Source organism: Streptomyces sp. cf386, assembly GCF_900103585.1.
GTDB lineage: Bacteria > Actinomycetota > Actinomycetes > Streptomycetales > Streptomycetaceae > Streptomyces.
This window is the reverse complement of record NZ_FNHV01000015.1, coordinates 182,545-195,358: the sequence shown is the minus strand read 5'-3', so window position 1 is coordinate 195,358 and position 12,814 is coordinate 182,545. Positions and strand designations below refer to the sequence as shown.

11 protein-coding genes are annotated in these 12,814 nt (G+C 70.5%); 5 read left to right on the top strand and 6 right to left on the bottom strand.

The genetic code is table 11. The features are described 5' to 3' along the window. Positions 1-126: 126 nt before the first annotated feature. Positions 127-975 carry a serine protease gene (locus tag BLU79_RS33490; protein ID WP_093909732.1) on the top strand — a complete coding sequence of 283 codons (849 nt, stop codon included), beginning with the start codon at positions 127-129 and terminating at the stop codon, positions 973-975. 99 nt (positions 976-1,074) lie between these two features. Here BLU79_RS33490 and BLU79_RS33485 read toward each other — a convergent pair whose 3' ends face one another. After that, the gene (locus BLU79_RS33485) at positions 1,075-1,305 is read right to left on the bottom strand and encodes a DUF7455 domain-containing protein (protein WP_030945102.1); all 231 of its coding nucleotides are present in this window, start codon (positions 1,303-1,305) and stop codon (positions 1,075-1,077) included. A 445-nt stretch (positions 1,306-1,750) separates the two neighbouring features. Between BLU79_RS33485 and BLU79_RS33480 the strand changes: the two genes are divergently transcribed. The 3 genes from BLU79_RS33480 to BLU79_RS33470 all read left to right on the top strand — a co-directional run bounded on the left by BLU79_RS33480 (position 1,751) and on the right by BLU79_RS33470 (position 6,100). Beyond that, a complete protein-coding gene (locus tag BLU79_RS33480) occupies positions 1,751-3,874 on the top strand; it encodes a DNA gyrase/topoisomerase IV subunit B (protein WP_093909731.1) in 2,124 nt (707 codons plus the stop codon). Positions 3,875-4,049: 175 nt separating this feature from the next. After that, positions 4,050-4,511, top strand: coding sequence for a DUF485 domain-containing protein (locus tag BLU79_RS33475; protein WP_093909730.1), 462 nt, complete (start codon positions 4,050-4,052; stop codon positions 4,509-4,511). After that, entirely contained in the window at positions 4,508-6,100 is a 1,593-nt protein-coding gene (locus tag BLU79_RS33470; protein ID WP_093909729.1) for a solute symporter family protein, read from the top strand. The genes BLU79_RS33475 and BLU79_RS33470 overlap by 4 nt, the downstream gene beginning before the upstream one ends. Before the next feature lie 155 nt (positions 6,101-6,255). Here BLU79_RS33470 and BLU79_RS33465 read toward each other — a convergent pair whose 3' ends face one another. The 4 genes from BLU79_RS33465 to BLU79_RS33450 form a co-directional block, all read right to left on the bottom strand. Continuing rightward, positions 6,256-6,936, bottom strand: a complete 681-nt coding sequence (locus BLU79_RS33465; protein ID WP_093909728.1) for a response regulator — start codon at positions 6,934-6,936, stop codon at positions 6,256-6,258. Continuing rightward, positions 6,933-8,609, bottom strand: coding sequence for a sensor histidine kinase (locus BLU79_RS33460; RefSeq protein WP_177001274.1), 1,677 nt, complete (start codon positions 8,607-8,609; stop codon positions 6,933-6,935). Before BLU79_RS33460 ends, BLU79_RS33465 begins: the two co-directional genes overlap by 4 nt. A gap of 183 nt (positions 8,610-8,792) precedes the next feature. Continuing rightward, positions 8,793-9,734 carry a sucrase ferredoxin gene (locus tag BLU79_RS33455; RefSeq protein ID WP_093909726.1) on the bottom strand — a complete coding sequence of 314 codons (942 nt, stop codon included), beginning with the start codon at positions 9,732-9,734 and terminating at the stop codon, positions 8,793-8,795. Between the two features lie 60 nt (positions 9,735-9,794). Continuing rightward, positions 9,795-11,051 carry a citrate synthase gene (locus BLU79_RS33450; RefSeq protein ID WP_093909725.1) on the bottom strand — a complete coding sequence of 419 codons (1,257 nt, stop codon included), beginning with the start codon at positions 11,049-11,051 and terminating at the stop codon, positions 9,795-9,797. A 108-nt stretch (positions 11,052-11,159) separates the two neighbouring features. Here BLU79_RS33450 and BLU79_RS33445 point away from each other — a divergent pair, with 108 nt between their 5' ends. After that, positions 11,160-12,326, top strand: coding sequence for a citrate synthase/methylcitrate synthase (locus BLU79_RS33445; RefSeq protein ID WP_093909724.1), 1,167 nt, complete (start codon positions 11,160-11,162; stop codon positions 12,324-12,326). Between the two features lie 60 nt (positions 12,327-12,386). Here the strand turns inward: BLU79_RS33445 and BLU79_RS33440 are convergent, their stop codons facing one another. Further along, positions 12,387-12,770 (bottom strand): hypothetical protein, encoded by a 384-nt coding sequence (locus BLU79_RS33440; protein WP_093909723.1) that lies wholly within the window; start codon positions 12,768-12,770, stop codon positions 12,387-12,389. Between the last annotated feature and the right edge of the window lie 44 nt (positions 12,771-12,814).

Genomic DNA, 12,814 nt, shown 5'->3' with positions numbered 1-12,814 from the left:
CCGTACGACACACAAGGCCCGGTCTCCCGCGTGGAGACCGGGCCTTCGCGCTGTCGCCGCAGGTGCGGGGTGCGGCGGCCTGACTCACTCTGGGTTTCCCATGACCACCCGAGAGTGAGGAGCGTCATGCGTCGTACCTTTGCCCGGGCGCTGGCCCGGCCGCTGGTGCTGGCGGCGGCCGCCGCCGCCATACCACTGATGTCCGCCGCCCCTGCGGCTGCCGACAGGGTCGTCATCGGCGGATTCCCTGTCGATGTGTCACACAGTCCCTGGACCGTCGCGCTGTCCAGTCGTGACCGGTTCGGAGGTACCCGGGCCGGTCAGTTCTGCGTCGGTGTGGCGGTCAGTCGTACCACCGTCCTCACCGCGGCCCACTGCATGAGCGAGGAGGTCCTCGGGACCACGCCGGACCAACTGAGCGACTTCAGTGTCATCGCGGGCCGTACGGATCTGCTGTCGAGCGGTGGTCAGGAGATCCGCGTCCGGCGCACCTGGGTGAATCCGGACTACGACAGCGCCACCAACGCGGGCGACTTCGCCGTGCTCACCCTCGCCCAGCCGCTTCCGTCCCGCTCGGTGATCGGGATGGCGGGCCCCGGCGATCCCGCCTATGTGCCGGGGGCGGCGGCCCTGGTCTACGGGTGGGGGGACATCACGGGCGCGGGTGACTACGCGCGAGGGCTGCGGGCGGCGCGTGTGCATGTGCTGCCCGACGCTCTGTGCAGGAAGGCGTATCCGGGCGGCGGTGAAGGCAGGTACCTGGCCGACAGCATGGTCTGTGCCGGGGAACCGCTCGGAGGGCGGGACGCCTGCCAGGGGGACAGCGGAGGGCCGCTGGTCGCTCAGGGGAAGCTGATCGGGCTGGTGTCCTGGGGCACCGGCTGCGGTCGTGCGGGCAGTCCCGGCGTCTACACGCGGGTGTCCGAGATCACACGGACTCTGCGCTGGACCGTCCGGGCTGCCGACCGGGCCTGAGGAGCCGCGGTTATGAGCGCGGGCGGCTGTCCCTGACGCCAGGGACAGCCGCCCGTCAGCCGGCCTGCGCCGGAGCTGGCTCGTCGTGTATGCGAGGTGTCAGCGCTCTTCTTCGGACGCCGATGCGGGAACGGACGTAAGCCGCTCCGTCTCGTCCTGTATCTCAGCGGCGATCTTCTTGAGTTCCGGCTCGAACTTGCGACCATGGTGGGCGCAGAAGAGCAGTTCACCGCCGCTGAGCAGGACGACGCGCACGTACGCCTGGGCGCCGCAACGGTCGCAGCGGTCAGCGGCCGTCAGCGGGCTCGCGGGGGTCAGAACAGTAGTCACGTCGCCTCTTCTCTAGCTCGACGAGCTGTCGTACCAGGGTCAACATCCAACCAGCCCCAAAACGTTCCCGCTCGTGGCTTCTCCCAGAGTGAAATTTTTCCGGGGCGGCCGGCTGCTGCCGGCTTGGCGGCGAATGTGCCGTATTGCGTCTCTGTCTTGCTTACGGTTTCGCGCGGTCGGTCAAGGTCAGGTCCTCCCGGCTGGCTTGCCGGTTTGTTCATGAGGACGTGCCCGGAGCCTAAATGGTTCATGCCTGGAAGGGAACGTGATATGTACTTCACCCCATCGAGGGATCGAACACGCATGCGACTCTGGACTAGTCTGTGTTTCGCACGAGGGTGGCGTTACAACGGCTCTACCAGGCCTCGGTACCCTCTTGACGGCGACCGAAGCCGCGCCCTTACCCATCAGGGCGTCACCTGAAATTCAGCGAGGAGCGAACCGCGTGACCGCCGAGACGTCCGTGCCGTCCACAGCGCTGCTGGCAGGAGCAGACCGGGACGGGTCCAACTACACCGCGCGGCACCTGCTCGTCCTCGAAGGACTCGAGGCCGTACGCAAGCGCCCGGGCATGTACATCGGTTCGACCGACAGCCGCGGTCTGATGCACTGCCTGTGGGAGATCATCGACAACTCCGTCGACGAGGCCCTCGGTGGCTACTGCGACCACATCGAGGTGATCCTCCACGACGACGGCTCCGTGGAGGTCCGGGACAACGGCCGGGGCATCCCGGTCGACGTCGAGCCCAAGACCGGTCTGTCCGGCATCGAGGTCGTCATGACCAAGCTGCACGCCGGCGGCAAGTTCGGTGGCGGCTCGTACGCCGCCTCCGGCGGTCTGCACGGCGTGGGCGCCTCCGTGGTGAACGCCCTGTCCGCGCGGCTGGACGTCGAGGTGGACCGCAACGGCAACACGCACGCCATCAGCTTCCGGCGCGGCGTGCCCGGAGCCTTCGCCGCCGACGGCCCGACCGCGAAGTTCGAGGCCACGGGCGGTCTGCGCAAGGGCAGGAAGATCCCCAAGACCCGCACCGGCACGCGCGTGCGGTACTGGGCCGACCGCCAGATCTTCCTCAAGGACGCCAAGCTATCCCTGGAGAACCTGCACCAGCGCGCCCGCCAGACCGCCTTCCTGGTGCCCGGCCTGACGATCGTCGTCCGTGACGAGTTCGGCCTCGGCGAGGGCGGCAGCAAGGGCGAGGAGTCCTTCCGCTTCGACGGCGGCATCAGCGAGTTCTGCGAGTACCTGGCGGCCGACAAGCCGGTCTGTGACGTCCTCCGCTTCGGCGGTCAGGGCACCTTCAAGGAGACCGTCCCGGTCCTGGACGAGCACGGTCAGATGACCCCCACCCAGGTCACCCGAGAGCTCGACGTCGACGTCGCCATGCGGTGGGGCACGGGATACGACACGACCCTGAAGTCGTTCGTGAACATCATCGCCACCCCCAAGGGCGGCACCCACGTCGCGGGCTTCGAGACGGCCGTGACCAGCACCATGAACGAGGTGCTGCGCACCAAGAAGATGCTGCGCGTGGCCGAGGACGACATCGTCAAGGACGACGCCCTGGAGGGGCTCACCGCGGTCGTCACCGTGCGCCTCGCCGAGCCGCAGTTCGAGGGCCAGACCAAGGAGGTCCTCGGCACCTCGGCGGCCCGGCGCATCGTGAACACGGTGATCGCCAGGGAGCTCAAGGCGTTCCTGACGTCCACCAAGCGGGACGCCGCGGCACAGGCGCGCGTGGTCCTCGAGAAGGCCGTCGCGGCCGCCCGTACGCGTATCGCGGCCCGCCAGCACAAGGACGCGCAGCGCCGGAAGACGGCCCTGGAGTCCTCGTCGCTGCCCGCCAAGCTCGCCGACTGCCGCAGTGACGACGTCGACCGCAGCGAGCTGTTCATCGTCGAGGGGGACTCCGCGCTCGGCACCGCCAAGCTCGCCCGGAACTCCGAGTTCCAGGCGCTGCTGCCGATCCGCGGCAAGATCCTGAACGTCCAGAAGTCGTCCGTGACCGACATGCTCAAGAACACCGAGTGCGGCGCGATCATCCAGGTCATAGGGGCGGGGTCCGGCCGGACCTTCGACATCGATGCGGCGCGCTACGGCAAGATCATCATGATGACCGACGCCGATGTGGATGGCTCGCACATCCGGACGCTGCTGCTGACGCTGTTCCAGCGCTACATGCGGCCGATGATCGAGGCGGGCCGGGTGTTCGCCGCGGTGCCGCCCCTGCACCGGATCGAGCTCGTCCAGCCCAAGAAGGGGCAGGACAAGTACGTCTACACGTACTCGGACCGTGAGCTGCGCGACAAGCTCATGGAGTTCGAGAGCAAGGGCGTGCGCTGCAAGGACTCCATCCAGCGCTACAAGGGTCTCGGCGAGATGGACGCCGATCAGCTGGCCGAGACGACGATGGACCCGCGCCACCGCACGCTGCGCCGGATCACCCTCTCCGATCTGGAAGCCGCCGAGCGGGTCTTCGATCTGCTGATGGGGAACGACGTGGCACCGCGCAAGGAGTTCATCTCCAGCTCGGCGGCGACGTTGGACCGGTCGCGTATCGACGCGTAGTCGCTGGACTGAGCGGCGCCGGTCGTCGGGTGCGGGTGGCCCCTTGAGGGCCTCCCGCCGTCGGCGGCTGCCGGACGGTATCCGGTATCGGGGCTTTGTGGGGTGCGTCACCTGATGGGGTGAAGCGCACAAAGAAGAAGAGTCGGGGATCTTTCCGTTCTGTCCATGCTTGGGCATGCACTCAAGCGACGGTCGTCCCCGCGGAGCCAGAGGTGCGCGGCTCGACGATCCCTGGTACGACGCCCTCGCCTCCGGATGGGGGGAGTCGGACGATACGCACGCTCCCGAGAGCACCCCGCCTGTCGTCGGCGACGTGTACCTCGAGGTGCAGCGCAGTGCGGCCTTCCGGGAGGTGCGCAGCCGCTATCGGAGGTTCGTGGTTCCGGCGGTTGCCGTGTTCCTCTGCTGGTACGTGGCGTACGTCGTGGCCGCCACGGCCGCGCCGGGGCTGATGGCCCGGCCCGTCACGGGGGCCGTGAACGTCGCCATGGTCGCGGGGCTCGGGCAGTTCCTCACCACCTTCCTGCTCACCTGGGCCTACGCCCGCCACGCACGGCTGCGCCGGGACCGGGCCGCGCTCGAACTGCGCTGGGAAACACAGGAGTTGACGCGCGTCACACAGGGCGGTGCCTCGTGACGGTCGATCACCAGACCCTGGCGCTGCTGCTGTTCGGCGTGTTCGTCGCGATCACGCTGGCGATCACGACGTGGGCGAGCCGCAACCGGCGTGGTTCCGCTGAGGAGTTCTACGCGGGCGGTCGGCTCTTCACGCCCATGGAGAATGGTTTTGCCATCGCCGGTGACTACATGTCGGCCGCCTCCTTCCTCGGCGTCACCGGGCTCATCGCCCTGTTCGGCTACGACGGGCTGCTGTACTCGGTGGGCTTCCTCGTGGCCTGGCTGGTGGTGCTGTTCTTCGTCGCCGAACTGGTGCGCAACTGCGGACGGTTCACCCTCGCCGACGTGGTCGCCGCGCGGATGCGGGAGCGCCCGGTGCGGATCGCGACGGGAACTTCCTCGGTCACCGTGTCCGTTCTGTATCTGGTGGCGCAGATGGTGGGTGCGGGCACGCTGGTCGCCCTACTGCTCGGGGGCAGGAGCGAGGCGGCGCAGGCCTGGACCGTCATCGGCGTCGGCGCACTGATGGTGATCTATGTGTCGTTGGGAGGGATGCGGGCCACCACCTGGATCCAGATCGTCAAAGCCGTCCTGCTGCTCAGCGGCACCGTCGCGTTGACCGTGCTCGTCCTGCTGCGCTTCCACGGCGACTTCGACCGGCTGCTGCTCACGGCGGCCGAGCGCAGTGGTCACGGTGACGCGTTCCTGGCGCCCGGGCTGAAGTACGGCGGTGACTGGACGTCCCGGTTCGACTTCATCAGCCTGGGCCTCGCGCTGGTGCTGGGCACCGCCGGACTGCCGCACATCCTGTCCCGCTTCTTCACCGTGCCCACCGCCCGCGCGGCACGGCGCTCCGTGGTCTGGGCGATCGGGCTCATCGGCGGCTTCTATCTGATGACCATCGTCCTCGGCTTCGGCGCGGCCGCGATCGTCGGGCCCGAGGCCGTGCGTGGGTCCAACGCGGCCGGGAACACGGCGGTTCCGCTGCTCGCCCTCGATCTGGGCGGCGGCGCGGACTCCACCGGAGGAACGGTTCTCTTCGCCCTCGTCGCCGCCATCGCCTTCGCCACGATCCTCGCGGTGGTCGCCGGTATCACGCTCGCGTCCTCGGCCTCGGTGGCCCACGACCTGTACGCCTCGCTACGGCGCCGGCGCGCCAAGCCCCGCAGTGAGGTGGCCGTGGCACGCGTCGCCGCGGTCGGCATCGGCGTGGTCGCGATCGCCCTCGGGCTGCTGGCCCGCGACCTCAACGTCGCCTTCCTGGTGGGCCTCGCCTTCGCCGTCGCCGCGTCCGCCAACCTGCCGGTGCTGCTCTATTCGCTGTTCTGGCGGGACTTCACCACACGCGGTGCCGTATGGGCTGTGTACGGCGGTCTGATCCCGGCCGTGGCGCTCGTGCTGCTGTCGCCGGTGGTGTCGGGCAGCCCCGACTCGCTGTTCCCCGGGGTCGACTTCCAGTACTTCCCCCTGCAGAACCCCGGCCTCGTCTCGATCCCGCTGGGCTTCGTCGCCGGCTGGCTCGGCACCGTCACCTCGGCCGAGGTCCCCGACGAGGCCAAGCACGCGGAGACCGAGGTGCGGTCGCTGACGGGGGCGGGGGCGGTTTAGGGGGCGCCTTGCGGACCATGCCGCCGGGGGGCGTGCGCCCTGGCGCGTGCGGCGCCTTCACCGCCGTACGTTCACAGGACGGCTGACGTTTGGGAGGCCCGCATCCGTATGAAGGGGCGGGCACGGTTCCTTCCCCCGCCCCCACGGGCCGTGCCTCAGGCGCGGGTCGCCCATACGTAACGGTGTTCCGGGCGACCCGCGTCGCCGTACTTGAGGGTGAGGCGGGCCCGCCCCGTGCGCTCCAGGAGCTTGAGATAGCGCTGGGCGGTCTGGCGGCTCACCCCGGTCCGCTCGGCGATCTCCTGGGCCGACAGAGGGCCTTCGGCGTTCATCAGGGAGCGGCGTACGAGTTCCGCGGTGGTGGGGGAGTGGCCCTTGGGCAGGTCGGGCTCCGAGGCGGCCGACAGGGCGCCGAAGATGCGGTCCACCTCGGCCTGTTCCGCTTCGCCGCCGCCGTCGAGGGTGCGGCGCAGCTCGGCGTACGCCTCCAACTTGGCGCGCAGGCCGGCGAAGGCGAACGGCTTGACCAGGTACTGCAGCGCGCCGTACCGCATCGCCGCCTGCACCGTGGACACGTCCCGCGCCGCCGTCACCATGATCACGTCGGCCTGGTGGCCGAGTCGCCGCATCTCCTGGACGACCGAAAGACCGGTCCCGTCGGGCAGATAGTGATCCATCAGGACCAGATCGAGCTCGGGCAGTTCCTCCACCTTGCGCAGCGCCTCCGTCGCGCTGTGCGCCTCGCCCGCGACGTGGAAGCCCGGCACCTTCTCGACGTAGGCGGCGTTGACCCGCGCCACGCGCGTGTCGTCGTCCACGACCAGGACCTCGATCATCGCGACTCCTCCTCGGCGACGGGCTGCGCATCTGACGGCGCGGTGAGGGCGGGCTCCAGGTCCGGCTCGGCCAGTGCCTCGGGCAGGACGACCGTGAACTCCGCGCCCCCGCCGGCCGCCTCGCCCACCGTCGCACTGCCACCCTGGCGTTCGGCGAGCCTGCGTACGAGGGAGAGACCGATGCCACGCTCGCGGTGGGCCGGGCGCTTCTTGGTGGACCACCCGTCCGTGAAGATCAACTCGCGCTGCTCCTCGGGGATTCCCGGGCCCGTGTCGCGCACCCTGAGGATCGCGGTACGCGCCTCGGCGCGCAGTTCGACCTCCACGCGCGCGTGCGGCGTGCCCGCGACGGCGTCCAGCGCGTTGTCCACGAGGTTCCCGACGATCGTGACGAGCCCCCTGGGGTCGATCAGCCGGTCCGGGAGCCCCGTGCGGTCCGCCAGGCGCAGCGCGACGCCGCGCTCGGCCGCGACGGTCGCCTTGCCGACCAGGAGAGCGGCGAGCAGCGGGTCCTGGATCTTCTCGGCGACCTGCTCCGCGGTGGCCCGGTGGTCGCCGACCACCTCGCCGACGAACTCCACGGCATCGTCGTACATCTCCAGTTCGAGTAGCCCGAGGAGGGTGTGCATCCGGTTGGCGTGCTCATGATCCTGGGCGCGCAGGGCGTCGATCAGGCCGCGCGTCGAGTCGAGCTCCCTGCCCAGCTGCTCCAGCTCGGTGCGGTCGCGCAGGGTGGCGACGGCGCCGCCGTCGTCGGTGGGCATGCGGTTGGCGACCAGGACGCGCTGGCCGCGGACGGTGAGCAGATCGGTGCCGGTGACCCGGCCGGCCAGCACGTCGGTCGTACGGCCCTCGCCGAGCGCCTCGTCGAGGGAGCGGCCGACAGCCTCGTCACCGATGCCGAGCAGACGTCGCGCCTCGTCGTTGAGGAGGCGGATACGGCCGCCGCGGTCCAGGGCGACCACGCCCTCCCGGATGCCGTGCAGCATGGCCTCCCGCTCCGAGAGCAGCGCCGAGATGTCGGAGAAGGCCAGGTCACGGGTCTGCCGCTGGACTCGGCGGGAAATGAGCCAGGCGGCCAGCGCGCCCACCGCCAGGGCGCCGCCCGCGTAGGCGAACAGCCCGGGGATGGCGTGCAGCAGGCGGGCCCGCACGCTGTCGTACGCGATTCCGACCGAGACCGCCCCGATGATCTCCCCGTCGCCGTCCCGCAGCGGCACCTTGCCGCGGGCGGTGCGGCCCAGGGTGCCGCTGTCGATCTGCATGACCTCGTGGCCGGCGAGGGCCTGGCCCGGGTCGGTCGAGACGGTTCTGCCGATCTCGCTCGACGTGGGGTGGGACCAGCGCACCCCACGCCGGTCCATCACCACGATGTACTCGGCCTTGGTCGCCTCGCGGATCCGCTCGGCCTCCCGCTGGACCGGACCGCCGGCCGTGGCGGGCGTACTCAGCAGGTCCTCGGCGATCTGCGGCTGGGCCGCGGTGGTCTGCGCGATCGACAGCGCGCGGCGCATCGCCTGGTCGTCCAGCTGGTCGCTGAGCGGTGCGAGGAACAGTCCGGTCGCGAGCACCGCGACTCCCGCGGCGATCGCCACCTGCATCAGCAGCACCTGCGCGAACATCTGCCGGGGCAGACCGAGGCGCAGGCGGCGGGCGGGGGGAGTGGGGCTCATACCCATGACGGTACGTGGGCGGGCGGGAAGTCCCGTAGAGGGGTGTGGGGTGGATCTCCTGATCGATGTCGGGCAGGAGTGGGGCACGCGGGTGGCGTGGGGCGGCCGGTTCCCTCAGGGGTGTCGGGTGGAAGCTTCACCTGGGGGGCCGGTGTATCCGGGGTGACCGGCGAGCCGCCCGGGTCAGCTCGCGAGGGCCGTCGCGTTCGTGAGCGCGTGCATCGCCGCCACGTCCATCCGGGCGGGCGAGCCGAGTACCGACCCGCAGCTCTCGGGGCGGGGCGGCAGCGAGGCGCCCTGTGCCACCTCGACCCGCCAGTGACGCCCGTCCACGTGGGCGACGGTCACCTCCCACCGCGGGGCAGCACCGTCCGTCCGTACGACGCTCAGCGCCTCCGCGGCGTCCTCTCCGGTGGCCCGGCGCACGGCCAGCTCGGCCGCCTGGCCCGGCCGCTCCCAGGCCGAGTTCCCGCGGCAGCCCTCGACGACGATCCGGCCGTCCTGGACGCTGTGCAGGACCTCCTTGACGGCGTGGGCCTGCGCCCGGCCGTACGCGTAGCCGTACGGCAGCACCAGCAGCGTCGGTGAGAACCGGTGTCCACCCAGATGAGTGACCTCCCAGACGCCGTCGACGCCGGAGGCGGTGAGCTCGGCCGCGAGAGGCCGGCCCAGGAGTGCGCAGCAGCGGTCCCGCTTGCCGTTCGTGCAGACGAGGGCGAGCGGGTCGCCCGTGTGGGGACGCCCCTGGAGGACCGAGTCGAAGGTGTGTGGGTCACCCATGCCCAGCGCGGCGAAGTCCAGGCCGAGCAACTGCTCGGGGTCGCGGCTCGTGGCAGCGTGCAGCCACACGTTGCCGGGCACGGTGTGGGCCACGTAGACCTGGCGTTCGGCGGGGGCCCCGCAGTCGGCGTGCCGGCCCGGGCGGCGGATCAGCGCGACGCGTACACCCGTGCCCTTCGCGGCGGCCTCCAGGGCGTGGCCCAGCGCGGGATCCAGGTGGCTCTGAGTGAGCGCCTTGGCACCCCACGGACCGGGCTGCTCCAGCAGCAGCCAGGTCGTCGCGGTCGCCGCGGTCCCCGCGATGGGCTCGTCGAGGTCCTGCGAGACGGTTGAGCACGTACTCACAGAGGTGAGCCTAACCTGACTTGAGTCGAGGCGACTTCCCGAGGGGCCCTGTGGTGATCCCTACTCGGGCAGCGGCTGAGGTGGCTTCGGGCCCGTGTAGTGCCCACTCGGTCGCATGCGCAGCGGTCGCTCCCCGTACTCCTCCAGGGCGTGGGCGATCCAGCCCGCCGTACGGGCCACGGCGAAGATCGTCTCTCCTGCCGTGGCGGACATGGCGGAGGACGCCGTGAACACGGCCAGGGCCAGGTCGACGTTGGCGTGCAGCGGAGTGTGGCGGGCGGCCGTGGCGACGATGTCGCGGGCCGCGGCGAGGGCGGGCGCGGAGTGGGGGATCTCCTCCAGGAGCGCGAACAGCACGCGCGCGCGTGGGTCCTCGCCGGGGTAGAGCCGGTGACCGAGCCCCGGAATGCGTCGGCCGGCCCGTAGCTCCTCTGCGATGACGGGCCCCGCGTCGCCCCGGTCGAGAACCTCCATGATCAGCTTGTGGGCGAGGCCGCTGGCGGCGCCGTGCAGAGGGCCCTCGATCACGCCGAGCCCGGCGGAGACGGCCGCGTAGGCGTGCGCGCGGGCCGACGCGGCGACTCGCACGGCGAGGGTCGAGGCGGCCAGGTCGTGATCGACGAGCAGGGCGAGCGCCGTGTCCAGGACGCGCAGCGCGGCCTCGTCGGCGGGCCGCCCGCTCAGCCGGCTCCAGAGACGGTGGGCGAGTGAGCCCTCGTCGCGATAGGTGAACCCGGCAGGGGTGAGGGCGGCGACGAGGGTCGGGATGAGGGTGCGGGCGGTGCCGAGCACGGCCTCCTCGGACAGGTCGAAGCGCAGCGGGTCCACCGACGCGGCGGCGATCGCGGCGACCCGCAACCGGTCGGTGGGACCGGCGTGTTCGGGCAGGGCGTCGACGGCACGGCGGGCGGCGGCGACGGACTTCTCGGGGGCGAGGAAGGTGACGCCGCGGCGCAACCGGCCGGTCCAGAGCCACTCGGCGACCTCTTCGTAGGAGTACCGGGCGGCCAGTTCGGTCGCGTCCACGCCCCGGAAGTAGTAGTGGTCGGTGTCGATGAACGTCAGGCGGGTCCGCACCGACAGCTCACCGCCGGATCCCGAACCGCCCGCACTCTCCCGCTTGTTGCGCCGGGCGAGCGTCTCCACTTCCTTCGCGTCGAAGGTGCTGCCCCGGCCGCCGGGCGCACGGCGGCTGCTGAGGTGACCGCGACTCACGTACGCGTACACGGTCTCGGGCTTCACGCCGAGCAGCTCGGCGGCTTCCCGGGTGGTCAGTCGCCGCCCCGCGGGCCCGGGGCCGGGTTCTTGATCGCGCATGGGGTCACCGTATCCAGAACGCTGAATATTGATCCTTGCATTGATTCAATCAACATTGACAGGGAATGAGTCAAGCATGGACAGTCAAATCAAGTCCAGGGAGGAATCATGTCCGTCAACAGGTCAGCAGCCGGGCTCGTCGAGGTGCCACGTGGACTCGCGGGCGTCGTCGTCACCGACACCGAGGTCGGCGACGTCCGAGGGCTTGAGGGCTTCTACCACTACCGCCAGTACTCGGCCGTGGAACTCGCACAGGCCCGCCCCTTCGAGGACGTCTGGTATCTCCTGGTCCACGGCGAACTGCCGGACGCCGAACGCGCCGCCGCCTTCGCCGCCGAGACCGCCGCCCTGCGGAGGCTGCCCGACGAGGTGGGGGCGGCCCTGCCCGCGATCGCGGCGGCAAGCGGACGCTCCGGCCCGCTGGCCGGCCTGCGTACCGCGCTGTCCCTGCTCGGCGCGGCGAAGGGCTTCCGGCCGGTGTACGACATCGACGCCGACGAGCGCCGCCGGGACACCCTGATAGCGGCCGCGGTCGTTCCCACCCTGCTGACCGCACTGCATCGGCTGGGCAGAGGGCTAGACCCTGTTGAGCCGCGCGAGGATCTCTCGTACGCGGCGAACTACCTGTACATGTTGACCGGTTCGGAACCCGATCCGAGGCGGACGCGAGCGATCGAGCAATACTTGATCTCAACCATTGACCATGGATTCAACGCGTCAACCTTCACGGCCCGCGTCATCACATCCACGGGTGCGGATGTCGCAGCCTGCCTCGTCGGGGCGGTGGGCGCGCTGTCGGGACCGCTGCACGGCGGTGCGCCCAGCCGCGCGCTGGACACCCTTGACGCGATCGGCACCCCCGACCGCATCGACGCCTGGATCCGCGAACGCGTTCTCGCCGGCGACCGCATCATGGGCTTCGGCCACCCGGTCTACCGCACCGAGGACCCCCGCTCCCGAATGCTCCGCGAGATCGCCCAGAGCTTCGGCGGTCCGCGCGTCGAGTTCGCCGTAGAGGTCGAACACCGCGTGGAGGCGATCCTCGCCGAGCTGAAGCCCGGCCGCGAACTCCACACGAACGTCGAGTTCTACGCGGGCGTGGTCATGGAACTGTGCGGTCTGCCGCGCGAGATGTTCACGCCGACGTTCGCCGCGGCGCGGGTCGTGGGCTGGAGTGCCAACGTCCTGGAACAGGCGCAGGACTCGAAGATCATCAGGCCGGTGGCTCGGTATGTGGGGCCGGGGGCACCGGTGGTGGTGCCGGCAGTGGCGTGAGACGTGCCCGGTCCGGGAGAAGTCCCTACCACCGCACGACTGGCCGCGAGCTGGGTGATTTCACTTGTTGAGGAGCGGCTTGATGAGCCCCTGGACGGCGTCGATTGCGGCGCGTACGGCTTCGACTCCGGCGCCTTGCTGACGGCAGAGTTGGAGAATCTCACCCGAGGTGTCCGCGGCCAGCTTCGTCACATAGTCGTCGGGCAGTGCGGTCCTCTCGTAGGCCTCGATGGCTGCCACAACGGTGCCGATCGGAAGGGGCGATGCCTTCGCGGCCTGCTTGATGCGCCTGCGCAGCTCCCCAAGGACGGCCATGTCGGCCTTGGTGGCAGAGAGGGTCGCCAGCCTGTCGAGGCAGACGGCCAGGTCGTCCAGCAAGCGGTCGATCGGGGCGAGAACTTGGGCCTCCTTGTCACGTCGGCGGTGGACGATGTTGATGCCCACACCGATCAGAGCGATGACGAGGCCGATGCCGGCGAAGACCGCGG